The organism is Enterococcus montenegrensis, assembly GCF_029983095.1.
GTDB lineage: Bacteria > Bacillota > Bacilli > Lactobacillales > Enterococcaceae > Enterococcus_C > Enterococcus_C montenegrensis.
Genome location: NZ_CP120467.1, coordinates 2,732,467 through 2,757,212 on the forward strand (window position 1 = coordinate 2,732,467; position 24,746 = coordinate 2,757,212).

22 protein-coding genes and 1 riboswitch are annotated in these 24,746 nt (G+C 38.3%); of the genes, 2 read left to right on the forward strand and 20 right to left on the reverse strand.

All coding sequences use genetic code 11. From position 1 onward, the window contains the following. Positions 1-1,005: 1,005 nt before the first annotated feature. From P3T75_RS13095 to P3T75_RS13135, 9 genes are all read right to left on the reverse strand, one after another. A complete protein-coding gene (locus P3T75_RS13095) occupies positions 1,006-1,533 on the reverse strand; it encodes a DUF3278 domain-containing protein (protein ID WP_282461829.1) in 528 nt (175 codons plus the stop codon). After that, entirely contained in the window at positions 1,511-1,720 is a 210-nt protein-coding gene (locus tag P3T75_RS13100) for a helix-turn-helix transcriptional regulator (RefSeq protein ID WP_206903028.1), read from the reverse strand. The genes P3T75_RS13095 and P3T75_RS13100 overlap by 23 nt, the downstream gene beginning before the upstream one ends. A 187-nt stretch (positions 1,721-1,907) precedes the next feature. Next, positions 1,908-3,647, reverse strand: coding sequence for an adenine deaminase (gene ade / locus P3T75_RS13105; RefSeq protein WP_282461830.1), 1,740 nt, complete (start codon positions 3,645-3,647; stop codon positions 1,908-1,910). 78 nt (positions 3,648-3,725) lie between these two features. Then, positions 3,726-4,370, reverse strand: a complete 645-nt coding sequence (locus P3T75_RS13110; protein WP_282461831.1) for a DUF998 domain-containing protein — start codon at positions 4,368-4,370, stop codon at positions 3,726-3,728. 71 nt (positions 4,371-4,441) lie between these two features. Further along, on the reverse strand, positions 4,442-5,317 hold the full coding sequence (locus tag P3T75_RS13115; protein WP_282461832.1) for a DegV family protein: 876 nt from the start codon (positions 5,315-5,317) through the stop codon (positions 4,442-4,444). Between the two features lie 257 nt (positions 5,318-5,574). Further along, positions 5,575-5,709, reverse strand: a complete 135-nt coding sequence (locus P3T75_RS13120) for a hypothetical protein (RefSeq protein WP_282461833.1) — start codon at positions 5,707-5,709, stop codon at positions 5,575-5,577. A 101-nt stretch (positions 5,710-5,810) separates the two neighbouring features. After that, a complete protein-coding gene (locus tag P3T75_RS13125) occupies positions 5,811-7,199 on the reverse strand; it encodes a dihydrolipoyl dehydrogenase family protein (protein WP_282461834.1) in 1,389 nt (462 codons plus the stop codon). Between the two features lie 90 nt (positions 7,200-7,289). Further along, complete coding sequence (locus P3T75_RS13130) at positions 7,290-8,228, reverse strand: ABC transporter ATP-binding protein (protein WP_282461835.1); 939 nt, start codon at positions 8,226-8,228, stop codon at positions 7,290-7,292. Beyond that, positions 8,225-9,757 carry an ABC transporter permease/substrate-binding protein gene (locus P3T75_RS13135; protein ID WP_206903022.1) on the reverse strand — a complete coding sequence of 511 codons (1,533 nt, stop codon included), beginning with the start codon at positions 9,755-9,757 and terminating at the stop codon, positions 8,225-8,227. The genes P3T75_RS13130 and P3T75_RS13135 overlap by 4 nt, the downstream gene beginning before the upstream one ends. A gap of 259 nt (positions 9,758-10,016) precedes the next feature. Here P3T75_RS13135 and P3T75_RS13140 point away from each other — a divergent pair, with 259 nt between their 5' ends. Then, positions 10,017-11,057, forward strand: a complete 1,041-nt coding sequence (locus tag P3T75_RS13140) for a DHH family phosphoesterase (RefSeq protein ID WP_282461836.1) — start codon at positions 10,017-10,019, stop codon at positions 11,055-11,057. Between the two features lie 208 nt (positions 11,058-11,265). On the opposite strand, the gene P3T75_RS13145 is transcribed toward P3T75_RS13140, so the two are convergent. From P3T75_RS13145 to ftcD, 11 genes are all read right to left on the reverse strand, one after another. Beyond that, a complete protein-coding gene (locus tag P3T75_RS13145; RefSeq protein WP_206903020.1) occupies positions 11,266-11,646 on the reverse strand; it encodes a GNAT family N-acetyltransferase in 381 nt (126 codons plus the stop codon). A 35-nt stretch (positions 11,647-11,681) separates the two neighbouring features. Continuing rightward, positions 11,682-12,464 (reverse strand): sulfite exporter TauE/SafE family protein, encoded by a 783-nt coding sequence (locus P3T75_RS13150; protein WP_206903070.1) that lies wholly within the window; start codon positions 12,462-12,464, stop codon positions 11,682-11,684. A gap of 280 nt (positions 12,465-12,744) precedes the next feature. Beyond that, positions 12,745-14,067, reverse strand: a complete 1,323-nt coding sequence (locus P3T75_RS13155) for a bifunctional folylpolyglutamate synthase/dihydrofolate synthase (RefSeq protein ID WP_282461837.1) — start codon at positions 14,065-14,067, stop codon at positions 12,745-12,747. Between the two features lie 43 nt (positions 14,068-14,110). Further along, complete coding sequence (locus P3T75_RS13160; RefSeq protein WP_282462615.1) at positions 14,111-14,632, reverse strand: folate family ECF transporter S component; 522 nt, start codon at positions 14,630-14,632, stop codon at positions 14,111-14,113. A gap of 47 nt (positions 14,633-14,679) precedes the next feature. Further along, positions 14,680-14,776, reverse strand: a riboswitch (THF riboswitch). After that, positions 14,767-15,363 (reverse strand): HutD family protein, encoded by a 597-nt coding sequence (locus P3T75_RS13165; protein WP_282461838.1) that lies wholly within the window; start codon positions 15,361-15,363, stop codon positions 14,767-14,769. It overlaps the preceding riboswitch by 10 nt. A 21-nt stretch (positions 15,364-15,384) precedes the next feature. Beyond that, a complete protein-coding gene (locus P3T75_RS13170; RefSeq protein ID WP_206903014.1) occupies positions 15,385-16,260 on the reverse strand; it encodes a YitT family protein in 876 nt (291 codons plus the stop codon). Between the two features lie 80 nt (positions 16,261-16,340). Next, positions 16,341-17,924 carry a histidine ammonia-lyase gene (gene hutH / locus P3T75_RS13175; protein WP_230709710.1) on the reverse strand — a complete coding sequence of 528 codons (1,584 nt, stop codon included), beginning with the start codon at positions 17,922-17,924 and terminating at the stop codon, positions 16,341-16,343. A 57-nt stretch (positions 17,925-17,981) separates the two neighbouring features. Further along, on the reverse strand, positions 17,982-19,349 hold the full coding sequence (locus P3T75_RS13180; protein ID WP_282461839.1) for an APC family permease: 1,368 nt from the start codon (positions 19,347-19,349) through the stop codon (positions 17,982-17,984). Between the two features lie 121 nt (positions 19,350-19,470). After that, the gene (locus P3T75_RS13185) at positions 19,471-21,138 is read right to left on the reverse strand and encodes a formate--tetrahydrofolate ligase (protein ID WP_282461840.1); all 1,668 of its coding nucleotides are present in this window, start codon (positions 21,136-21,138) and stop codon (positions 19,471-19,473) included. A gap of 37 nt (positions 21,139-21,175) precedes the next feature. Then, positions 21,176-21,802: a cyclodeaminase/cyclohydrolase family protein gene (locus P3T75_RS13190; RefSeq protein ID WP_282461841.1), complete on the reverse strand. Its 627-nt coding sequence runs from the start codon at positions 21,800-21,802 to the stop codon at positions 21,176-21,178. 10 nt (positions 21,803-21,812) lie between these two features. Next, positions 21,813-22,712, reverse strand: coding sequence for a glutamate formimidoyltransferase (ftcD, locus tag P3T75_RS13195; protein WP_282461842.1), 900 nt, complete (start codon positions 22,710-22,712; stop codon positions 21,813-21,815). 625 nt (positions 22,713-23,337) lie between these two features. Between ftcD and glmL the strand changes: the two genes are divergently transcribed. Further along, positions 23,338-24,726, forward strand: coding sequence for a methylaspartate mutase accessory protein GlmL (gene glmL, locus P3T75_RS13200; protein WP_282461843.1), 1,389 nt, complete (start codon positions 23,338-23,340; stop codon positions 24,724-24,726). Positions 24,727-24,746 lie beyond the last annotated feature (20 nt).

Consider the following 24,746-nt stretch of genomic DNA (forward strand, 5'->3'; position numbering starts at 1 on the left):
AAATTTCTCAAGCTTTTGACTTATTGTCGCCGAGAGTTTGTGCAGAAAGCTAGACACCTAGAAAAGCTTTATGCGCTCGGTCAGCTCTCCAGCAATAAGACGAAAGCTTGATAAATTGTTCTTCAAATTTCTCAAGATTTTGACTTATTGTCGCCGAGAGTTTGTGCAGAAAGCTAGACATGAAGAAAAGCTGAAGGTGCCGGTTAGCACATTGGAATAATATCGGAAACTTATGTTCTGATGCTCTTCATCAGAATTAAGTTTTTGAATTTTTCCCAAAGTGTTGGCACATGAAGCTAGACAATTAGAAAAGCTTGATGCACTCGTTTAGCTTTTGAGCATTATGACGGGATTTCAATAAATTGTTTCTCAAATTTCTTGAAATTTCGGCTTAATGCCGATAAAGCTAGTGCAGAAAGCTGGACATGAAAGAAAAGCTGAAGGTGCCGGCTAGCACATTGGAAAAATATCGGAAACTTATGTTCTGATGCTCTTCATCAGAATTAAGTTTTTGAATTTTTCCCAAAGTGTTGGCACATGAAGCTAGACAATTAGAAAAGCTTTATGCACTCGGTCAGCTTTTGAGCATTATGACGGGATTTCAATAAATTGTTCCTCAAATTTCTTGAAATTTCGGCTTAATGCCGATAAAGCTAGTGCAGAAAGCTAGGCACCTAGAAAAGCTTGATGCACTCGTATAACTCACCAACTTTAAGACAGATCAAAAAATGTAATGAACTACATGACAAAAAAACAGCTCTTTTCAGTAAGGTTACGTGATTGCCACTAACCCACTGAAAAAGAGCTGTTTTTATTTTTTTCGTTTAAAAGAAAGAGCGACAAGTAGTGCTGGTATCCCCACGGGTACCAGGGCCCGCAAGAACTGGTGATTGCCACTAACCCAAGGCCTGACGGTAATTAATAATGTGATAAAAACACAACTATCTACAATAAAAGCAGACGACTTTACATAACTTTTCACTTTTTGTTTGATCATTTTATTTTCTACCCTTTGCCAATATCACTAATTTTGGCATTCATCATAAAGATTGTCGTTATGCCAAATAAAATGCCCGCACCACAGGAAATAATTAGCTCAAACGGTGAAATTATATACGCCAGAAAACCATCTCCAGCTACCCATGAAAAAACAGCTTGTAAAAGATGAATCGTAATCCCAAAATAAATTGCAGATTGGATTCCTTTTTTGCGATTGTATTTACGAACGCTCGCAACATTGGCGCTGGTTACTTCGTTTTCCGTCAGCAAAGCACTTTTACTAGCCTTCATAATATAGATGCCGACACCATAAACAACAGTTAAAATATTACAAGCAAGCAGTGCATACAGCGCATTTTCCGGATGATTTAGACCAAACATTAGTGCAATCAGCGAAGAAAATAAAAGATAACTATACAATCCAATGAACGCATTATTTCCAATGCGATTTGCTTCATTGCGTTTATATTCATCCAGCGTACCTTCGATGCCAAAAAAGTGCTTTACTACATCATCCCGCGTTATTTTCATCATTATCCCTCCAAAACAGTGTATTTAAATCTGATTCTAATGCCCAGGCAATCCTCAAGCATAAATCAAGCGTAGGATTATATTTATCATTTTCAATCATATTGATTGTTTGGCGTGCCACTCCGACTTGATTGGCTAAGTCCAATTGTGAAAGCTGCATATTTTTACGGTATATTTTTACTTGATTCACGGCGTTCCTCTTTCGTGTCATATATATATGACTTATTAGCAATAATTATAAACTTATCTTTTGTAACGTCAAGTATATTTGACATTTTAATTTAAAATGTCCGAATTTTTTACAAAAAAAGATTTGCACAGTGAGCAATTATACTGTGCAAATCTTCTTCATCATGGTTTAAAACCAGGCCAAACAATTATTCTGTAACTGAAATAGGGACGATTTCAAATTTGGTTACATCTACTAAACCAATGTCGGTGATCTTTAAGTTAGGAATGACAGCCAGTGACATAAAGCTTAAGGTCATAATCGGGTCAACTTTTGGCGAGATGCCTAATTTTTCATGAGCCAATTGGTTGATTGCTTCTTCTTGACGGGCAACTTCCTCGCCAGTCAGCTCACTCATTAAACCTGCAATTGGCAATGCCATACTCCCGATTACTTTGCCAGCTTCGACTAAGACAACGCCACCTTCTTGAATCTTTAGGGCTTTAACTGCCACTTCCATATCTGTGTCATTTGTGCCAGCGACAATTAAATTGTGGGAATCATGGGCGATTGAAATGCCAATTGCTCCTTTTTTCAACCCGTAATCTTTCAACAAGCCGACAAAAACATTGCCAGTATTTTTGTGCCGTTCAATCACAGCCAGTTTCACCACATCTTCTGTTGGCTGATACACAAATTCGCCATTGTCAGCTCGTTTCACGGTTACAATCGCTTCATTTGTCAGCGCCTCTTGGGGAATCACTTCAATCGCCCGCGCACGATCACTGGTTAAGGGCAGTTGTAATTGTTCTTTTTTAAATTTCGCGATATGAACACTAGATTGAACCGTTTTAGTTGCAACCCGTTTTACTTCTGGAAGATAGGTGTTATTTTCAGCAACGCGTTCTCCTTTTATATAGGTCGCTTCAATAACTGGCGCCTGTAAATCTGAAAAGATGACCAAATCTCCCCGCAAACCTGGCGCAATGGCACCGCGATCGGATAATTGACAGCATTGTGCAGCATTAATTGTCGCCATTTGAATGGCACGAATTGGCGTGATCCCTTCTTCTATACAAATGCGAATGCTATTGTCCAAATGTCCTTTTGCCAAAATATCTTTGGCCTGTAAATCATCGGCAACTAAAACACAACGCTGGTAATTCGTATCCGTCACTCCTTTTAAAAGGGTACGTAAATTCTGCGTGACAGTCCCTTCCCGTAGTAAAACATACATGCCACGAGCAATGCGGTCTTTTAGTTCAGCCACTGTTGAACATTCGTGATCGTTTTTTATCCCAGCTGCGATATAAGCGTTTAGCGCTTTACCAGTTACCATTGGCGCGTGTCCGTCCACTTGCAGACCGTATTTTTTAGCTGCTAATAATTTATCTAAAACAGTAGTATCAGCCGCAATTACTCCTGGAAAATTCATAAACTCGGCTAAACCGGTTACTGTTTTTTCTTCAAAGGAAGCCAGCATATCTGCGGCTGTAATGACGGCACCGGAATTTTCCATATTGGTTGCCGGCACACAAGAAGGCATGTTGTAACGAATATCCAAAGCCGTTTTTTTGGCGGCAGCCACCATGTAATCCAACCCTGCTAAACCCAGCACATTGACGATTTCATGGGGATCTGCTAGCACTGTGGTTGTGCCGTGGGGTACCAATAAACGCCCGAATTCCTCTGGTGTGACATAAGCTGATTCTACGTGAATGTGGGCATCAATAAAACCTGGCGCGACAAATTTGCCGGCTAAATCAACTGTCTTAATTCCTTCATAATCAGCGCCAATTCCTGCAATCAAGCCATCAACAAGTGCAATGTCTCCTGTCATAATTTCTGCTTGATACACATCAATTATTTGAGCATTTTTCAATACTAAATCAGCCGGTATTCTTCCTGCAGCAGTGTCAATCAGTCGTTTTAGTGCCTCTTTGTTCATAAATTCGCTCCTTTATCGGTCTTGGTGACAACAATTTTTTTAAATATTGTTTTAAAGTATAACACGTTACCAGCGAAATTAGTTATGTGATTTTGGCCATCTTTGCTGCATTTTAAGGGCTAAAGCTACCAGGGGTAAATATAAAAACACCAGTGAAACCCGTTGGATAATTCCTTTATAACTAAAGGCAAAAAGCTGGGATAAGCCATTGGCCCCTGCACTTAGCAGTGCACCTAAAAAAATCAGGCCACAAATTTTGGCAAAGGTGGCATTGATTGGCTTAAAAATTCGCGCTAACAATAACGGTGCTGCCAGCATGCCCAAAATTCCCGCTCCTGAGCCAAGACCATGAATCATTGTCGCTAAAGTAAGACCGCTCGTTGTATGATCGATGGAAAAAACGCCAGTAAAAATACAATCACCAATTGCAAAGGCGGCAATACTAAGCAGTAACCAGAAAATTTCGCGCCGTTTGTCTTGGAAGATCGGGGCAGCAAAATATAATTTAATCGCCGGTAATGAAACTAACAATAAACTGCCCGTTAAAATTGAACCGTGTTCAAAATAACTTTTAACTGGACTCGTCACGCTGCCCAAATCACTAACAACTTGGTGCACTTGACTAAATTGTGACCACATCCCACCTAAGAGATAGGGCATTCCGCCATCACAGAGGACAAATAAAAGCAGTAAGATCCAGCCATAGTTGCGATAAAATTTCATGTACTGTGCTCCTTTTTAGACAAAATTACAAAAAAACTCTAGCCTGTTTTGTCAGACTAAAGTTTTATTCGTTATACTTTTTCGTTCCGATTTTTTCCAAAGGTAAAAATTGCCACACAGCCCAAACCGGTATGGGCTGAAATTGTCGGCCCCAGCGGCAGACATGCGATATCTTCAATGCTTACGTCTTCGACAATGGTTGCAAGCACTGTTTCAGCCGCAGCAGCATCCCCCGAATACGCGATATAAACAATTTGATTTTCCCGTGAAGTCAGATTATTCAGTGTTTCAGTTACAATTTTTTGCAACGATTTATTCCGGCCGCGCACTTTATCAACGTTTTGCAATTTTCCATTTTCATCCACATGAATAATTGGTTTCACCTTTAATAAACCGCCTAAAGCCGCTTCTGATTTTGAAATCCGGCCCCCGCGTTCCAAATGCTTTAAATCATCCACAGTTACCCAAGATTGCAGCAACATTTTATGCTCTTCCACCCACGCGATGACTTCAGCAAAAGTTTTACCAGCATCTTGTTGTTTTTTTGCACCTAACACCAATAAACCTTGCCCTAAGCTCGCCGCCAAGGTATCCACTACGGCAATTTGGGCATCCGGATAATCTTCTTTTAAAACATCCACCGCTTGAAGGGCGCTGTAATATGAGCCGCTCATTCCCGATGAAAAAGACAAATAAATAACAGGAGTGTCGGATTTTGCATAGGGTTCAAAGAACTCTAAATAACGCCCCACATTAATTTGCGAAGTCGTTGGCATTTGTTTATCTTTCAAGGCTTGATAGAAAAAATCAACATCAAATGTCTTCCCTAAGTCATCTTCATACTCTTTGCCATTAATTTCTACCAACATCGGCAAAAATGCAATACCAGCTTCATCCAAAAATTGAAACGGAATATCACAACAAGAATCCGTTACGATTTGAAACATGGCTTAACCCCCTAAATGTTCTCTTTAAAACTTCACAAATATTTTGTGACAAAAAAGTTTAAAAAAGTTTTTAAACTAGCTACTTTGTTATTTTACCATATTGCCACTACCTTTGAAAATTTTAAAAGAAAGCATCTTTTAAAATAACAAATTTTCTTATTATGTACGATTGAATTTCACAAAGTAGTGAGATCTTCATGAATAAAAGGCGTAAAAAATGCAACTTTTCTATTTATTAAAATCGTGATTTTTATTGTCTAAGACACACCCTTGATTAAAAATGAAGGGAAAAAAGATTTAGCTTTAAGAACCAAGTAGGTAATATCCCCTCTGTCAAAATAATTGCTGTCCCCCACAGCAATTACTTGAATAATGCGCAAATAGTCTTCCATATTTTGGGTATGATTTACTTATTGCTAGAAAAATTTCGTATATTCAAAAGAAGGTGTGACAAGACTTTTGTCACACCTTCTTTTTCTATTTCTACTTCTACTTAATAATACTGCAAATCACTACCAACAGATGGATATGCCATGATGATATTTTGTAATTGTTCTTTTTTGATACCGAGATTGATGACGAGTGTCATCAGATTGATCCATTCGTCGGCTTTTTGATTTAATGTAGCCGCACCGACAATTTCACCGCTGTCTTTTGCGTAAATAATTTTAGCCAAGGCAACCGGATCATTGGTACGAAAATAATTGTACCACTTACTCATGTCAAACCATTCCGTTTTGTACAAATCAGGTTTATTTTCAGCCTCTTCACTGGTTACACCAACTTGTGCTAATGTCGGCAGGGTAAAGACAGCTGTTGGTACTTGTGGATAGGCAATATCCACACTTGTTTTTCCTAACAACAATTGGCTTAAATAGCGCCCTTCAAAACCTGCCACCGGGGTCATTTTCGGTTCTTTTTTGGCAATGCAGTCTCCCATCGCAAAAATATTGGGCTGGCTTGTTTTTAGTTGTCCATCCACTACAATGCCGCGACGGCTCGCTTCAATGCCCAACTCTTCTAGGCCTAAGTTTTCCACGTTGGCTATTCTGCCGGTGGCGCAAATGACAGCACTGGTTTGATACGTGGCTTTGTCGGTGGTGACTGTCAAAATTTTGGCATCATTTTTTTCTACACGTTGAATGTTTTCATTAAAAATAAACTGAATTCCGCTTTTTTCTAACGCTGTCACGAGCTGTTTGGCTAAGTCTTGGTCAAAGCCCCGCAGTGGTGTGGCGTTGTGATGCAAAATTGTCACTTTGGCGCCACAGGCATTGGCAATTGCCGCTAATTCAAAGCTGATATAACCAGCCCCAAGAAAAATCATTTCCGCTGGTAAATGAGGCAAGGCTAGAAAATCAGTGCTGGTTAAAAAGTGCTCTTTACCGGGAATATCCAACAGATACGCCCGTTGTCCAGTAGCCAAAACGATTTGTTCAGCAGTAAAATGCTGCGTCTTAGAAACAAGTGCTTGCGTGTCTGTCTCGATTGTATGCTCTTTTTGCTCAGTTACGGCGATTTCACTTTGAGATACTAGTGTTGCTCGTCCGTGAAAATGCTTGATGCCACTGGCGTCAAAGCCTGCAATTCTTTCTTTAGAAACAGGATCTGTGTATGTTTTTTTATAGGCCATCAAATCTTCCCAAACAACTTTAGGTACAGCTTGTTCAGAAAAGCCCTTGCCAACAAATTGGGCAACGCGACTACGGGCTTCTTCGACTGCAAATAAAATTTTCTTTGGATCACAGCCTGCATTCGGACACGTTCCACCAAAAAGGTTTTCCTCTATTACTGCCACCGTTTTTCCTGCTGCCTTTAAATCATAGGCTAGCGATAAACACGCCGGCCCGGCTCCGATAATTGCTACATCATAATGTTCCATCTTGTCACCCTCCACTAATTTTTAATGATTGTCCCAAACCTGCTAACGCCTACTTAGGCATCTTATTGTGCTTTTTGTCAGGTTAACCCTTTAAGGATTAGCCGCTAAAAAACTGAGGATATCCGCGGGGGTAATTATTTTATCCTCTGCCACCCGTACATTATTTTTTGCTAACAGCGGTAAACTTGCCTGCACAGTTTCCCCCAGTGCCACAATCGGATAAGTAGCTTTTTCATCTTTTGTATAAAAGCCCTCTTTTACAACAACTTCTAATTTTGTCTGTAGCGGTTGACCCACTGCTTTTATCCCTTTAAAGAATTCGGCGACAAATTCATTGGCCGGATTAGCCGCAATTTCTGCCGGGGTATCACATTGAATCAGCTTTCCTTCTTTCATCACTGCAATGCGATCGCCTAGTTTTATGGCTTCTTTCATATCGTGGGTGACAAAAACAATCGTGTTTTGCAAATCTTTGTGTAGTGTTAAAACGAGATTTTGCAATTGCTCTCTTGAAATCGGATCAAGGGCGCTAAATGGTTCATCCATCAATATAACATCTGGTTTAGCGGCTAACGCGCGCAGTATCCCCACTCGTTGCTGCTCGCCTCCAGATAATTCCCCCGGCATACGCTTGGCGTAAACTTCTGGGTCCAATTCTACGGCTTTTAGTAATTCAAAGGCCCGTTCTTTACGCTTTTCTTTACTCCAGCCTAACATTTCAGGAATAACTTCAATATTTTCTAAAACCGTCATCGTGGGAAAAAGCGCAATCTGCTGCAACACATAGCCGATTTGCCAGCGTAATTTTTGTGTATCGTAGTCTTTAATTTTTTTATCTTTAAAATAAATATCCCCGCTAGTAGGCACATGTAAGGCATTGATCATTTTTAAAGAAGTCGTTTTGCCACTGCCAGAAGAACCTACTAAGACAAAAATTTCACCGGTTTTAATCTGAAAAGTAACATCTTCTAATGCTGTACTGTCATCAAATTTTTTCCCCACATGGTCAAAAACAACTAAATCGCTCATTTTCCCTCGCCCCCTAAAAGTCCATTTTGCACTAAATAATCCTTGGCGACTTTTGCTGGTTTTTGCCCTTCAACATTTACAGCGTAATTCATGGCCACCATCTCAGCTTCGGTAATTTTTCCTTTTAGGCGATTCAAACTTTTCACAATTTCAGGATGCTTTTGAGCAAAATCTTGCCGCATTAAAGGTGCACCTTGATAAGGTGGGAAAAGATGCGCGTCATCTTGTAGGGTCATTAAATCATATTGCTTAATTTCACTATCGGTTGAATAGGCGTCGATGACATTCACATCGCCGTTATTAATGGCCGTATACCGTAAAGCCGGCTCCATCTGACTAACCTTTAACTGCAATTGATACACATCTTTCAAGCCTTTATTGCCATCATTACGATCGTTAAATTCTAACGTAAATCCAGCGTGAACCTGATTTTCGATTTTTTTCAAATCGCTAATTGTTTTTAAATCATGTTCTTTTGCAAAAGACTTTTTCACAGCCAAAGCGTAAGTATTTTCATAAGCCATTGGCGCTAAAAATTCTAGCTTCGCTTGTTTAGCCAATAAATTTTTGGCCAAGGTATAGGTTTTTTCCGCCGAATGCTTGCCGGTATCTTTTTTTGGTACTTGAACCAACGATTCCAAAACTGTTCCGGTGAATTCAGGGTAAATGTCGATTTGATCATTTTTTAAAGCGCTGAATAAGAAGGTCGTTTTACCAAAATTAGGCTTTAATTCCACCTGCACGTCACTATTTTCTTCAATTAATTCTTTGTACATATTAATTAAAATTTCCGGCTCTGCCCCTAATTTTCCGGCAATCGTCACTTTTTCAGGTTGAAAGAGCGCTGATTGGGACAAGCCAATACCGCCGATTACCAAAAATAGCGCTGCTAAGCTTGTAATAATCACCCGCGGCCGCACTTTTTGTAACAGCCGAATAGCCGTACTAAAAATAATGGCCAATAAAGCAGAACTCACAGCGCCAATAATAATTAAACTCGTATCATTGCGGTCAATTCCCAATAAAATAAAAGTCCCCAGACCGCCGGCGCCAATTAACGCCGCCAGTGTTGCCGTTCCGATAATTAAAACTAACGCCGTACGAATTCCAGAAATAATCACCGGTAAAGCAATCGGCAGCTCCACTTTGCGCAACTTGCGAAACCGACTCATCCCAAAAGCGTCCGCTGCCTCTTCTAATGAAGGATCAATTTCACTTAAACCGATGTAAGTACTTTGAAAAATCGGCAAGAGGGCATAAATCACCAGTGCAATAATCGCCGGCACTGTCCCGATCCCCACTAAAGGAATCAATAGTCCTAAGAGAGCCAACGACGGAATTGTTTGTAAGACTCCGGTAATTTGCAACATAATTTCTGCTAACTTCTTATATTTAACCAACCAAATCGCTAGCGGTATCGCAATTACCATCGCAAATAATAAGGCGACTAGCGAAATGCTAATATGCTCAACTAGCGCTGAAACCAATTCGCCTTTTCGCTCTATCAACGTTTGCCGTAACGCTTCCATATTTTCCCACCTTCCTGCCACTAAAAATAAAAAAATTTTTAGCCAACAGCTTTTTTCATACTTTTATTGTAGCTTAGGGGGGAAAATAACTCGAAAGATACGCATGGCAAAACAGCTAATTATCTTTAACCTACTGAACTATAATTTTTGTACATTCCTATATCTTTGGAATCACTTTTACGCTCCTCTTACTATCAAAACTTATCCCGATGGTGTAGTATTACGTTGCAGGAATCAAGAAAGAAAGTAGGCAACTATCATGGAAAACAAACCAACTTTAATCAAACAATTTTCCCATACCGACTTAGACGGCGTGGGGTCCGCTTTATTATTACAAGCCATTTTACAAGAACAAAAAGGTTACGTGGCAGAAAATTATTTGCCCGTGGGTTACTCTGAACCTGGTGCTGACGGGACGATTGATAAACACGTGTTAAACTTTATCCAAACAAATGAAGACCCCGTAACAGAGCTTTACATTACCGATATTTGTCCTTCTGACGATGTGATCGCGCAATTAGCGGCCTATTGTGCTGAAAATAAAATTAGCTGGCATATTTTCGATCACCACATCACTTCTGTCCACGTTAATGAAAACTATCCTAAAAATGCTTCTATTATTGTGGCAGACGAGGCGACAAATTTAAAACATTCTGCGACTAGTGTGTTATTTAAAGTCTTAGTTGGCAAAATGCCCACCGAACTATTTCAAGATGAAGTATGGCAGCGTTTGGCAAATGTTGCTGATATTATTCGCTGCTATGACTGCTGGGATTGGCAGTTAAATCCCAATGCCGCTTACAAAGAATCTGCTGCTGAATTCAACAATCTTTTTTACTTTTACAGTTGGGACAAACGCATTGAACTAATGGGCAGTGTGATGTCCGCAGGTCTTAGCTTGCTTTTTGATTACAGCGAAATCATCGCAGCTCTAAAGGAAAAAGAAGCTGATTATGTCCGCAGCAAATCACTAAAAGCGCAATTTGGCGTCCTAGACGGCAAAACTTTTGCCTACACTTTTGGGGAACAATACACTTCTGTTTTAGGCAATGCTTTGGCTCGTTTAGAACATCCGGAAACAAAAAAAGAAGTTGATTTTAGTTTGGTCCTAAACGGTAAAGGTGTCTCTTTACGTACCAATAACGACGATATCGACTTATCTGTCCTTGCTGCACGTTATTTTAACGGCGGCGGCCACAAGCGTGCTTCCGGCGGTGCCTTTGCCGAAATTCAATATTTTATTTCCGATAGTGAAAATCCTGCCGCTCCATTGAACTTATTTTTGGATGTAAAACGTTAATTTAATCCGTCAAAAAAGACGCCCTTTCAAACTATAGCGCTCGAAAAAGTTAGACTTTTTGCGGTCGCTATCAGAAAGGAGCGTCTTTTTTTAGACGTTGTAGTGCTTTTAAGGTTAGGTTAGGTTAGCTTTACTAACTAAATTTTTTTCGCAAATTATCGGGAAATATTTTTGTTACAGCTATTTTTTGCACTTATAAATTAAAACGCTAAAGTTCTACTGCAAAAATAGTGCCTACTTCCGCGTATCCTTGCTTTTCATAATAGGAATTGACATCACTCATGACATAGACTGCCACTTGTGGATAATCCCGCTTGATCTGCTGCATCAAAGCGCGCCCATAGCTTTTCCCGCGATAATTTTTGTCCACCAGTAAATCATAAATATAAATGCCAAACCCATCATCATTACGACAGCGACAATACCCGCATAACTCTTCTTCATATAATACGTAGGTGATGGAATGTGCCAGTGCTTTTTGATACTGTTCTTTTTTAGTATCATAATATTCTGCCCATTCGACACCTTCTTGTTCAATTAGTGCAAAGAGGGCTTTTTCATCTGCTTGTGTGTATTTTTTTATTATCATTAAATGCTCCTTTAAACGTATTATCCTGCCATTTTTTATTCCACCACAATCTGCCAGCCGTTATATAAATTGATTAAGAGTACCACTACAATCAAGCTTTGAAAAACGAGAGTGACTTTTTTGGCAGAAAGGATATTACTTAATTGACTCCCTAAAACTCCCCCTAAAATAGCAGCAGGAATCACATAAAAAAGCATACTCAAATCAAAGCGCCCAAAACCAGTGGCAAAAGCAATCGTGACAAGTTTTGCCAATTGGGAAAAGAAGATTGTCGTAATCGAGTATAGGGTTGCTTGTTTGATTGGCATGGAAAATAGCAGCATCAGTAACGACACATTGATTGGGCCGCCGCCAATTCCTAATAAACTAGCCAAAAAACCCAGCACTAAACCAGCTATGACATACCATTTTCCTTCTTTTAAACGGTAATGTTTCCAGTCAAAACAAGAGTACAATAAAGCAAAAATCAGCGTGACAAGCGTCAGCGCAATTTGAATTAATTTAACCGAAGACTCCTCTGCAAAAAGTGCGAGTAACAACTCAAAAGCCAAGTTGCCTAAAATCCCCCCCACGATGGAACCTGCTGCCACATAACCCGCTAGATGAAAATTTATCTCACTTCCTTTTTTCACCTGCCGCCAAGTAGAAACAAAGCTCATAACAAAAATTGCCACTGTCGCATAAAAAGAAATTGTTGCCACCGAATGAGCCCCAATTAAATCTAAAATTGGTTTGATCAAAACGCCGCCGCCCATACCAGAAACCGCACCTATCGTATTGGCTAAAACAATCACCACAAAATAAATAATCCCAATCAGCATAAAAAAATCCTTTCTTTAAACCTAGCTCGTGCGTCAAACAAAATGTGTGAAACTACACGTTTAATACATAATATAATTTTAAAAACGCCTCACTAAAATTGTACAAAAGAATGAGAAAAATGACTATGTAAATGCTAAAGCCAACTAGAGATATTTTTTATTGCACTGTAAACTTGTAAAACTTTCTTATTGCTTTGCGTTCCTTTTTATCCAAAAAAAAGCTTTAAGACAAAATTTACGTTTGCTTTTGTCTTAAAGCTTTCCTAAATATATCGTGTTAAGAATAAACAGCTTGTTCTACCTGTTTATTCTTAAAAAAATCTCTTACTTGTGCCACAAAATAAAGAGAACCTGTAATAAACAAAGTATCTGCTGGAGTCATTTTTGTTATTATTTCTTGTATTGCGCGTTGCCAATCTGGATAATAAGTTATCTGCTTATCTCCGTGGTTAAAACTACTACCCATCTTTAATGCATTGGGATACGCAAAGGTCGTCAATGCCAGCTCTGCCTGTGAGATAGATTGAATCTCATTTAGCATCTCCTTAATATTTTTTGTTGTAAGTGCCGAAAACAAAATGTATTTTTTTCCGTACTGGAACTCTTCGTTAACCGTTTTGACAAATTGCTTTACAGCGTGGGGATTATGGGCCCCATCAATAATAATATTCGGCGTTGTACTAATTCGTTCCATCCGCCCCGGCCATAGCGCGTGATCTAGCCCTTTTATAATCGTTTTTTTATTTACAAATCTTCCTTGTTGCTGACAATATAACAAGAATAGTTGAATTGCAACAGCGGCATTTTCCACCTGATATTTTCCTAATAACGGAACTCTCAAGTTAGTAAAATAGTAATCTTCATTTTGAAAATGAAAGTTTTCGCCTTGTAAGTTATCACTTGAAACATACTGAACTTGATAAGACTTTCCTTGTCTAAATAAATCAGCTTTTTGTCTAAGAGAAGTTTGGTAGATTACTTGCAGGGGACCAGAAGCAATATTTCCCGTTACAATGGGGACACCTCGTTTTATAATACCCGCTTTTTGCTTGGCAATCGCTTCTTCTGTCTCCCCTAAAATATCAGTATGATCTAAGCCGATTGTAGTAATAGCCGTCAAAATTGGCGTAAAAACATTTGTACTATCCATTAAACCCCCAATGCCCACTTCAAAAATTGCGACATCCACACGCTCTTTGAAGTAATCAAAAGCCATCGCCGTCAAAATTTCAAATTCTGTTATTCCCTGGTAAGAAGGACAGCCATCCATCTGTTCTATATACGGTCGGAATTTATTGGCTAACTTAACAAAATCATCCGCTGATATTGCTTGTCCATTAATTGAAATTCTTTCGTAAAAGCTTTCAATATACGGTGACGTGAAAGTCCCGACTTTAATGTCTTGTGTTTCTAATAGACAGCGTAAATACGTAACCGTAGAACCTTTCCCATTTGTTCCAGCAATGTGAATTCCTATGACATTTTTTTCAGGATTGCCACTTAAATTCAGCAATTCCTTAATTCGTATCAGTCCTGGGCGTGAACCAAATTTTTTACGAGAATGAATCCATTCTATCGCTTCTTCTCCAGTTTCAAACATTAAAAATCATCTCCACATCTGATAAACAACCTTAAAATTGCGCTTATACCATACTTTTTGCGAAACGTTTAAAAGGAAGTGCATTTCCAAAAAATACAATTAATCCCGTTTGGACAGGTAGCATAATAACCGCTTTAAGCAAACGTATCCCCCAAAGTTTAGCATCCGTTAAAGGTATACCATACATCATAGATAACCAAATCGGTGTTAAGCACAAGCTAATTAATAATGTATTGCACAACACACATAAAAAAGCATTTTTAACTGTAATGGGCTTTTTATAAAAAAAGGAACCATATATTAAACCCGCAATAAAAGAATTCAAGGTAAAACCAATAAAAAAAGGGGCCTTTCCTAGTATCGTATTACCAATAATATCTGCAATTGAAGCACCTACAGCTGTCCAAAAAGGACCAAATAAACTTGCCATGACAACTTCAGGAATAAAATCAAAGGTAATTTTTAACAGTTGTGTTTCAAAACCGAGTATTTGCGACAATACTACCATTAGACCAATTAATAACCCCATTATTGCAATAAAATGTGCATCTATTTTCTTCTTTATCATTTTCCGTGCATCTCCTTAAATAGAGCTGCTACATAATTTATTCATGCAGCGAATGCGAAGATAGAATCGTGAATACGCTTCTTCGTCCAAAAGGCAACATCCCATCCTTTTGACACTTAACGCTCTATCTCCTACTCTGTTTTTTTCTTTTTTATCTGCGTCAAAATAGCCGTCTTTTCTACCATTAAAGACCTTTTTTGCGCTATTATTTGTATCTGCTCAAACTGTTCTTGCCTGATAAGAAGTGTTTCACCTTTTTGTAATAAAATTTCTTGCTTTTTACTCCGAGCAATCAGTCTCACCTTAATATCTTGGAGAGCAGATAAAATATTTTCTCCCTCGATAATCAAATCCTGCGCTGCACCATTTTGCAATAGCGTTACCCAAACATGATTATTCTTCTTAAAAATCACATTAAAATCTTGGCATTTACCTAGACTCTTCATCGCGACATCTCCGTCAAAGCGATAAGGTACAAAAGGTGCAAGTTCTATAACGTTATTTTTTTGCTGCAACGAAATAGGTTTGTCTAAAGACAGAATAATTCGCTCATACCCGGTAAAATTTGAAAAATTAGATGGTGAGTCCGTAACAGTCGCTGTTGAAATACGATAATCAAAATCTCGTTGTGCCAAGCTACTTGCTGCCGGCGCAATTAAAATTTCGGTAGTAACGCCCCCTGCCCATTTCGTCGTAAAATAATCTTTTTTTAACTTCTTTTCTAACACTTTGAAACTACCTCCAACAGCTTACACAATGTCCAATTCTTCAAACTGACTAAGAATTTTAATATCTTGGGCTACACTGACAAATGCCCGGTTATCTACTTCTTTCATAATCTGATCCAAAATTTCCATTTCATAAGTCGTAATAACTAAAATCAAAATTGTTTGTGTTTCTTGATTATAGGCGCCTAATGCATGAGGGATGATGGTAATCCCACGGCTGAGTTTCTTTTGCAAGGCTGGAATTACTTCATTTGGTTTTTGCGTGATAATTGTCACTTGGACTTTTTTATGCTTCACATAAACTAAATCTGTCACTTTCCCGCTTACAAAAATTGATAGTACACTATAAAAAGCATACGGCCAGCCAAATAAGTAGCCAGCAATTAAGACGATAATGCCATTTATAATAATAGAAATAACACCAATGCTGCGACCGGTTATTTGCCGAATGGTAATAATAAGTGCATCCATACCACCCGTTGAAAGCCCATATTTTAAAGCCAACCCTAATGAAAAACCATTAATAGCGCCACCAAATATTGCACAAATAATAGGATCTGTTGTCAATGTCGTGCTTGGAACAATGTGAATAGCAAAGGAAGCCACCGTTACACAAATAATCGTATACAACACAAATTTTCGATTGATTTTAAACCAAGCAAGAATAAACATGGGGACATTCAATAAATAGTAGATAATAGAAATAGGCAAAGCAATGTGACGGCTCGAAAATATAGTTGCTAGAATTTGAGCAATCCCAGTTAGCCCGCCTGCATAAATATTCCCTGGCTGCCAAAAAATATTTAGCGCCAAGGAATATAAGAAGGCATAAATAAGGATAACTGTTAATTTTGTCACCATTTCTTGCCAGACTTCTTTTCTTTTGAAATGTGTCATGACTTACTTAACATCCTTTTTTATGAGGTGAACGATCTTATCACTGATGCAATATTGCAAATCAATTTAGAAAAACTGATTTAATTAAACTGCAAATCTAATACAACATTTTTTTCAACTTCTTTTAAGAAATCTCCAGCCTCTAAAACGGTTGTTGCTTTATTCAATTCATCATACATTTCAATATCTTTATCATGTTCGATAAAAGATACATTACGTCTAAAAGCATCATAGGCTACTTGGGTTCCTTTACCCAATCCATGCTGATAACCTTTAATATCCAACGCTTGGCAAGCTGCCATAATCTCAGTCGCTACCACACGACGTGAGTTTTTCACTATTTCTAATGCTGTTCGTGCAGCTGTTGTCCCCATGCTGACAAAGTCTTCTTGATTTTCACAAGATGGAATTGAGTCTACACTTGCCGGATGCGCCAATATTTTATTTTCAGAAACTAATGAAGCACATGCATATTGTGTAATCATAAAGCCAGAATTTAAACCTGGATATTTTACTAGAAAAGATGGTAATTTACTTAACTGTCGATTGACTAGCCGCTCAACCCGTCTTTCTGAAACATTTCCAATTTCAGCTGCTGCAATTCCTAAGAAATCAAATGGTTGTGCTAGTGGCTCCCCATGGAAATTCCCACCTGAAATTACTTCACCACTACGCGTAATAATTGGATTGTCGGTCACAGAATTAATTTCAATTTCTACTTTTTCTTTCACATAGGCAATCGAGTCTTTACTAGCACCGTGAATTTGTGGCATGCAACGCAAAGTATATGGATCTTGCACATGATCTGGCGTTGCCTCTGTGATATATTGACTATCTTCAATCAAACGGCGAATATTACGGGCCGTCGCTAGTTGTCCGCTTTGAGGACGAATTGTATGCAAATCTTCTTCAAATGGACTAGAAATCCCATCATGAACCTCTAAAGAAAGTGCGCCGGCAATATCTGAGAGTTTCAATAATTCAATAGCATCATAAGTTGCTAAAGCACCGACTGCATTCAACACGGTCGTACCGTTAATAAACGCTAGGCCTTCTTTAGCACTTAGTTGAATAATTTGTAAACCTGCTTTTTCCATTGCTTCTTTACCAGGGTATAAAACTCCTTCGTAGTATGCTTTTCCCAGACCTAATAATGGTAAAACCATATGAGCCAATGGTGCCAAATCGCCAGAAGCTCCCAATGAACCTTTTTCTGGGATATGCGGATGTACTCCGGCATTTAACATAGCCAGCAGACTTTCAACTGTACTTAAACGAATGCCAGAATAACCTTTGATTAAGGAGTTAACCCGAATTAACATGATGGCGCGTACAATATCTTCAGAAAATGGTTCACCATAACCAGAAGAGTGAGTCCGAATCAAATTTTCTTGTAGCTGCACTGTATCTTCTTTAGAGATGCTGACATTACATAATGACCCAAAGCCTGTATTGACCCCATAGACAACCCGTCTTTCTTCTACTATTTTGTCAACGATTTTACGGGATGCAATAACCGCTTCTTTGGCACTTTCTGCGATTTCACAACGCACGTGGTGACGGGCTACTGCTACAACATCTTCTAAGGTTAAACTAGCTCCATCCAAAATAATTACAGCTGATCTATCAAAATCTTGTTTTTGATCTTTAACTAAGGTTTTCATAATTTTCCCTCACTTTTTAATCTCTCTCATTCGCAATACAGCTTATAAGAGACAAACTTAATTCGCTTGTTTCATTTTATTTTTGTTCAAAATGACATATAAAATACTTGCCACAATTACACCGATAACACCGGCAACCAAGTTGATTGGATTTGCAGCTGCTACCATCCAAATACTAACAATAATCGAAATAATTGGTATGACTGGGCCAAATGGTAACTTGAAGGCTGGGACATTTTCCATATCTTTTTTTCTTAACCAAATAACTGCCAATGCAGTGGGAATGTATTGGAAGAATCGAAAAACAACTGATAATTCTGCTAGCTGTTCAAAAGATCCACTCAATAAAAAGGCAATTGTTAACAATCCAGAAAAGATAATGGCAATAATCGGCGCATTCTTTTTATTTTTTTTCGCAATAACTTTTGGTAAAAGACCTTCATCTGCAATGGAAGCACCATAACGAGGTATCATCAACGAATCCCCCATATTTAACCCTGCTATGGAAATTAAAGCTCCAATAGAGATGATCCACTTACCCGCAGGACCAATCATTTTAACAAAGGCATCTTGAACGGGTGCATTACTTTGTAAAATACCTGTTCCAAGCATGGCAATGGTGCCAGCGATAATCATGAAATAAAGTAGTGACACGATACTAATGGAACCAATAATAGCTTTGGGTACATTCTTTTTAGCATTTCGCATTTCACCAGCAACGACTGGTAAGGCTTCAAACCCGATAAAAGCATAAAAGACTGTAAGTGATGTTGAAGCCATCGCTTTTGATAACGTTAAGTCTGGGTTTAGTTGTAAAAATGGTGTAAAGTTGCCCCCATTAATACCGCTTTTAATAAAGAAAATTGCAATCAGTGTAAAGGCAATAATCGGAATCAATTTTGCGATGGTAATTACAATTGTAAAAATTTTTGAAGTTTTAATACCCATGCTGTTAATAACGGATAAGAAAATAACCAAACAAATACTAATTAGTGTATTTTTCCCCTCTAAAGCAGGAAAAGTTTGAATCAATAACTTAGCAAAACCCGCTGCCATGGCAGCCCAAGCGATAATTGTAACAAACCAACCTAAAACTCCTACGTTAAACCCGATAAAATCACCAAAGGCGGTTTTTGAATACTGAAAAGCGCCGCCGTTTTTATTAAAATAACCAGCAACTTCGGCAAAGCAAACCGCTAACATCAAAACTAAAACAGCATCTAACAGCATGGCCACTAAAGAAGCCGGGCCTAAATCTTGATAGATCGTTCGGGGTAATAGGAAAATTCCTGAACCAATAACAGCATTAATGCCGTATAAGGTTGCGCCTCCCAAACTAAATTTGGCGTTCTCGTTTTCTGCCAGTTCTGCCGAATCAATGTCTTTGACATCTGATACCTCTGGGATTTCCACATCTTTTTGCATAATATTCACCTCTTATTTTGTATTTTTTAAAAGCGCTTTCAATATTTTGGAAATTGAACTACTTTCTAAAAGATAATTTGATATAGGGAGATTTTTTATCTCCCTATATCTTTTTAATCCATTAAAATAGACCAGTAATATTTCCTTTTTCATCAACATCAATTCGTTCAGCCGCAGGAGATTTTGGTAACCCTGGCATTGTCATAACCGCACCCGTAAGCGCGACGATGAAACCCGCGCCGGCAGATACTTTTAAATTTCGGATTGTTACTGTAAAGTCTGTTGGCGCTCCCAACAACGTTGCATCATCAGAAAATGAGTACTGTGTCTTTGCCATACAAATGGGATAATTCCCAAAACCAAGACGTTCTAACTCTTTTAGTTCTTTTTTTGCGCTTGGTGTTAAGTCTACCTTCTTACCACCATAAACTTTCTGAACAATTTTATTTAATTTTTCTTCAATTGAATCGTCTAAATCATAAACATAGCCAAAGTTGTTGGGTTCTTCGGCCAAAGCAACAACTTTTTCAGCCAACTCCTTACCACCAGCACTCCCTTTGCCCCATACATCAGATAAAACGACTGCAACACCTAATTTTTCACATGCTTCTTCAACCGCCGCGACTTCTTCTAATGTATCTGTTGGAAATTTATTAATTGCTACAACTGTTGGCATGCCATAAACTTCTGTAATATTTTCTAAATGCTTAGCCAAATTCGGGATACCTGCAATAACCGCCGCGACATTTTCTGTTCCCAATTCACTTTTTTTAACGCCGCCGTGCATTTTCAAAGCACGAATTGTGGCTACCAATACGACTGCATCTGGCTTTAAGTTGGCCAAGCGACATTTAATGTCAATGAATTTTTCTGCTCCAAGATCAGCTCCAAAACCCGCTTCTGTTACAGCGTAATCAGCATATTTTAGTGCTAATTTTGTCGCCAATACGCTATTACACCCATGAGCGATATTGGCAAAGGGGCCGCCATGGATGAAAGCTGGTGCGTGTTCCAAAGTTTGAACAATATTCGGTTGAATCGCATCTTTTAATAATGCGGTCAATGCGCCCTCTGCTTTTAAATCCCCGGCTGTAATCGGCTCACCTTCAAAATTATAAGCAACAATAATATTGCGTAGTTTATTTTTCAAATCAGTTATATCATTGGCTAAGCATAAAATTGCCATAATTTCAGAAGCCACTGTAATATCATAACCATCTTCCCGTGGAACACCGTTGACACGTCCTTGCAGACCATTAACGATGTGCCGTAATTGCCTGTCATTCATATCGACAACTCGTTTCCACGTAATCTTACGAGAATCAATCTGCAAGACATTGCCTTGATGAATATGATTATCTAATAACGCCGCTAATAAATTATTTGCCGCACCAATAGCATGAAAATCTCCTGTAAAATGTAAGTTAATATCCTCCATTGGGACAACTTGTGCATAGCCACCACCAGCTGCACCACCTTTTACGCCAAAAACTGGCCCTAATGAAGGCTCACGTAGCGCAATGACAGCTTTTTTCCCAATTGCTGTGAGGGCATCTACTAAGCCAACTGACGTCGTAGTTTTACCTTCTCCAGCCGGTGTTGGTGTAATAGCCGTGACCAAAATCAATTTCCCGTTATCTTTACCGTCTAAATCTTTAATATTATTAATTTTGGCTTTATATTTGCCATACAAAGATAAATCTTCTTTGTTAATTCCAATAGATTCTGCAATCTCTTCGATTGGTTTCATTGTGACTGAATTTGCAATCTCGATATCTGATAAGACCATGTAGCAAACTTCCTTTCTTCAAACAAAATTTAAACCGTTAAATGATTTCAATAATTTTTTGATAAATGTCATCAGCGATTTTATTTCCTTGTTTTACTAGTTTTTCCCCATTTTTTCGGTATTTTAAGACAAAAGCATCATCTTCAATGCTTGAAAGATTAATCAAAACATTTAACCAAGCCCCTTGGAGTGCTGCTTTCAAATTTAGTGCAGCAACGCCTAGATCACTTGCAGCATTGCTATTGGATTTACCAATAGCTCCTTGTGTAAGTTCTAAGGCTGTAACAATTTTTTCCATCAGATTAAACGGTGTAACTGCGGCTCCTTGCAAAGCTTTTTGGAGTGCTCTGCGGCGCTCTTTTTTTTCTTCTTCACTACTTTTTGGCATTTCAAAAACGGCTGAAACTTGATTGAAGGCCGCAGTATCTTCATCAATAGAGACGAGTAATTCCGCTTGCAAATCAGCTGCTTTTTGTTGTAAATTTTTCATTTCAGTTTCAAAATCAGCATATTTCTTCTTACCAATCGTCAGTTCTGCCACCATTTTTGTTAGTGCAATTCCTTGGGCAGCCGCTAAAGCAGAAGCAGAGCCACCTCCGGGAGCTGGTGCATCAGAACCAAGGACGTTAACAAATTCTTTTAACTGCATATCAACGAGTTTCATAATAATCCTCCTAATTCAACAAATGGTTCTCTAAAACTTGTTTGTCATAATCAAATTCTTCAATTTGCAAATAGTACTCCGCACAGTCGATCAACGCTTTTGCTGGTGTCAAACCAATAACTTCACTTCCGATAATCGAAACGCCGTAACGTTTGGCCTCAAACCGAATCGTTTCAAAAGCACGGTATAACGGTGTTCCTTCAAAGTTCACCATATTCATAGAAACTTGCGCAATATTGCGTCCTTCCAGCATAACTCCGATTCCTTTACAATATTTCCAACCACCAGAAGAACCGCGCACAATTTTTGCAATCTTATTGGCAATTTCAATATTATCGGTGTCTAGGTTAACGTTAAAAGCAACCAGCGGCATTCTTGCCCCTACGGCAGTAACTCCAGCAGTAGGATGGATTTTACGTTCTCCAAAATCAGGTGCCCATTGCTCTTCTAATAATTTTTCTGGCATCTTTTCAAATTGTCCTTTACGAACCTTAGCCAAATTTTTTCGTTCTGGAGTTGTCGCAGAATCTTCATACAAGAAAATAGGAATTTGCAATTCATCATTAATTCGTTTGGCAACATTTTTTGAAATAGTAATACATTCAGCCATGGTGACATCTTTAATTGGGACAAAAGGTACAACATCAGTTGCTCCCATCCGTGGATGTTCGCCATGGTGTTTTGTCATATCAATATTTTCACTGGCATATTTTACCAATTGAAAAGCAACTTCTTGAATCCCGTCTTCATCGCCAACTAAAGTAAAGACGCTTCGGTTATGAGAAGAGTCAGAAGAATAATCCAATAACGTAACCCCTTTTACATTTTTAGCGATCTTAACTAAGCCCTCAATTATAGTTTGGTTTCTCCCTTCACTAAAGTTTGGAATACACTCGATTAATTTTGCCATCGTAAAACACTCCTTCTTAAATTTGAACTTGGTTTCGTTCAGTTTTTATTTTGTTACTTTACTCTTTCATGCATTTTTTTACACATGTTATTTTTCTTAGCAGATATTCTTAACATGCGCTCCTTTGTTACCGCTTCCATCAGCCAAAATCAGCTTATCATTCTTTCAAAACGGTTGCAAATGCCGTTAAAATCAGCTTTTTATAATTTTTTCATAAAACCTACAACTGTTTTTTTAAGTAAAAATCGATAATCAATCTATTGATTTTATTTGTCATTTTTTTCATTTGACCTTTTTTTGACTATATTTTTTAAAATAAAATTACCTTGTTAGAAAACCTGTACCAAAACAGATAGAAAACAAGATAATATTTTGGATTATAGCTAATGATTTCTGCGTTTTAAAAAATCGCTCTTTATAAACCAAGAGGACATTATGCCAATGGGTTAAATCCTCTTTAAAAAAATGATGGGAAATAAAAATTGAATATTTAAATAAGAAATCATTTTTGACGTTTAATAGTCGAAGTGTTTCGTTTTTTATAAATAAAGATTAAAAAAACTAATTATTCTCCTGAAATTTTTTCTATTTATAACAGAATTTATCAAAAAAAGAGGTGCTAAATTTGCAAAAACTTGCTTTATTAATTGACTTTGGGAGTACTTACACAAAACTAACACTAGTTAATCCGATTGAGGCAGTAATTGTAGCGACATTAAAACTGCCTACTAGTAGCCAAGAAGGGCTTTATCTGTGCTATAAAAAAGGGAAGGAAAAGTTACTTAATAAAATAGGGGAAAAAAATCAACTACCTGTAGAAGAATACTTTTGTTCATCTGCTTGGGGAGGATTCAAAATGGTGGCGATTGGTTTAACAGAAAGCCTAACTACCGAAGCCGCAAAAAGAGCCGCATTAGGTGCAGGTAGCCGGATTTTAAAAACATATTGTTACCGTCTGACTTTAGATCAAATCACTGAAATTTATCAGCTAAAGCCCGATGTTATCTTGCTAACTGGGGGATGCAACGGGGGTAATCTGGAAATCATCTGTTATAATGCGTGCTTACTTGCACAATTACCTTCAGATATTGCAATTATCGTAGCCGGAAATGAAGCTGCCACTGCTCAACTTAGTGCTACTTTCAAAAACAGGGCAAATGTCTTCTATACTGAAAACGTTATGCCCCAAATAAATATGTTAAATCCTGACCCTGTACGTAAAATTGTACAAAAGGTTTTTTTGAAAAAAATTATTCATTCAAAAGGGCTGAACCAGGTTGCTCCTTATAGTAATAAACCTGTTATTCCAACACCGACAGCCGTTTTAACTGCTGCAAAACTATTGAAGGAAGGAACAAAAACCTGTTCAGGACTAGGAGATTTAATAATCGTAGATATTGGTGGTGCAACAACAGATGTCCATTCAGTCGGTTCTGGTCTCTTTCAATCTGACGATGTATTTTTTGAAGGCTTAGCTGAACCATATTTAAAAAGAACTGTCGAAGGTGATCTTGGGATGCGCTCTTCAGCTGAAAGTTTGTTGGAACAGCTTTTAAGCAGCTCTGAAATAAAAGAAGATTTGCTGCCTGAAAATATATCTGCTTTAAAATCGGCTTGCCACTATCGCTGTACTCATCCAACCTTTGTTCCAAAAACAAAAATAGAAATTGATTTTGATCAATTTCTTGCTGAGGCTAGTATGACATTTGCCTTAAAGCGGCACGCGGGTGTGAAAAGAGCAGTTCAAACACCAACGCGGACGCTGTATTATCAAAAAGGAAAAAATCTTCAACATTTCAACACCATTATTGCCACTGGTGGTGTTGTCGTTCACAGTCAACACCCTGAAGAAATCGTAAAAAATGAGCTTTTGCCAGTAGATGATGCATTGCTACCGATCAATCCAAAAAGGTATGTTGACCAAGATTATCTTTTATCGGCAATGGGGCTTTTAAGTCAAAAATATCCGGAAGCGGCGCTGACTATCTTAAAAAAAAGTTTACGCCGCCTTTGATCCTGCCTGATAAAGTAAAA

Coding starts and splice junctions, on each gene's coding strand:
- ade (WP_282461830.1), bottom strand. CDS start 3,647: ATGAACAAAGAGGCACTAAAACGACTGATTGACACTGCTGCAGGAAGA.
- P3T75_RS13145 (WP_206903020.1), bottom strand. CDS start 11,646: ATGATAATAAAAAAATACACACAAGCAGATGAAAAAGCCCTCTTTGCA.
- P3T75_RS13110 (WP_282461831.1), bottom strand. CDS start 4,370: ATGAAATTTTATCGCAACTATGGCTGGATCTTACTGCTTTTATTTGTC.
- P3T75_RS13115 (WP_282461832.1), bottom strand. CDS start 5,317: ATGTTTCAAATCGTAACGGATTCTTGTTGTGATATTCCGTTTCAATTT.
- P3T75_RS13180 (WP_282461839.1), bottom strand. CDS start 19,349: ATGCAAAAAGATGTGGAAATCCCAGAGGTATCAGATGTCAAAGACATT.
- hutH (WP_230709710.1), bottom strand. CDS start 17,924: ATGAAAACCTTAGTTAAAGATCAAAAACAAGATTTTGATAGATCAGCT.
- P3T75_RS13185 (WP_282461840.1), bottom strand. CDS start 21,138: ATGGTCTTATCAGATATCGAGATTGCAAATTCAGTCACAATGAAACCA.
- P3T75_RS13125 (WP_282461834.1), bottom strand. CDS start 7,199: ATGGAACATTATGATGTAGCAATTATCGGAGCCGGGCCGGCGTGTTTA.
- P3T75_RS13130 (WP_282461835.1), bottom strand. CDS start 8,228: ATGAGCGATTTAGTTGTTTTTGACCATGTGGGGAAAAAATTTGATGAC.
- P3T75_RS13140 (WP_282461836.1), top strand. CDS start 10,017: ATGGAAAACAAACCAACTTTAATCAAACAATTTTCCCATACCGACTTA.
- P3T75_RS13095 (WP_282461829.1), bottom strand. CDS start 1,533: ATGATGAAAATAACGCGGGATGATGTAGTAAAGCACTTTTTTGGCATC.
- P3T75_RS13170 (WP_206903014.1), bottom strand. CDS start 16,260: ATGACACATTTCAAAAGAAAAGAAGTCTGGCAAGAAATGGTGACAAAA.
- P3T75_RS13135 (WP_206903022.1), bottom strand. CDS start 9,757: ATGGAAGCGTTACGGCAAACGTTGATAGAGCGAAAAGGCGAATTGGTT.
- P3T75_RS13120 (WP_282461833.1), bottom strand. CDS start 5,709: ATGGAAGACTATTTGCGCATTATTCAAGTAATTGCTGTGGGGGACAGC.
- ftcD (WP_282461842.1), bottom strand. CDS start 22,712: ATGGCAAAATTAATCGAGTGTATTCCAAACTTTAGTGAAGGGAGAAAC.
- P3T75_RS13190 (WP_282461841.1), bottom strand. CDS start 21,802: ATGAAACTCGTTGATATGCAGTTAAAAGAATTTGTTAACGTCCTTGGT.
- P3T75_RS13155 (WP_282461837.1), bottom strand. CDS start 14,067: ATGTTTGAAACTGGAGAAGAAGCGATAGAATGGATTCATTCTCGTAAA.